Below are 463 nucleotides of genomic sequence, written 5' to 3' on the forward strand. Positions count from 1 at the left end.
GCCGAGGGCCGGTCGTCGGGTGTGGTGTCGGCGGGTCGTCGGGCGGTGTTGTTCACCGGGCAGGGTTCGCAGCGCGCCGGGATGGGCCGGGAGTTGTACGACGCGTTCCCCGTCTTCGCGGCGTCCTTCGACGCGGTGTGCGCGGAGATCGATCCGCTGTTGCCGCGTCCGTTGCGGGAGGTGGTGTTCGCGGAGGCGGGCAGCACTGATGCCGGCCTGTTGGGTCAGACGGTGTTCGCGCAGGCGGGTTTGTTCGCGGTCGAGGTGGCGCTGTGGGAGTTGCTGTCGTCGTGGGGTGTGCGGGCGGACTTCCTGGCGGGTCACTCGATCGGTGAGGTGACCGCCGCGTACGTGGCGGGGATGCTGTCGCTGTCGGACGCGTGTGTCCTGGTGGCCGCGCGGGGCCGCTTGATGCAGGCGCTGCCCGCCGGCGGCGTGATGGCGGCGGTGGGTGCGTCCGAGG

1 protein-coding gene is annotated in these 463 nt (G+C 71.9%); it reads left to right on the forward strand.

Going from position 1 to position 463, the window contains the following annotated elements; translation table 11 throughout:
* Window positions 1-463: acyltransferase domain-containing protein (locus tag ACSNOB_RS31995; protein ID WP_436691178.1), on the forward strand; the 463-nt coding region annotated here is incomplete at both ends.

The organism is Micromonospora sp. URMC 106 (assembly GCF_051386395.1).
In the GTDB taxonomy this organism is placed as follows: Bacteria; Actinomycetota; Actinomycetes; order Mycobacteriales; family Micromonosporaceae; genus Micromonospora.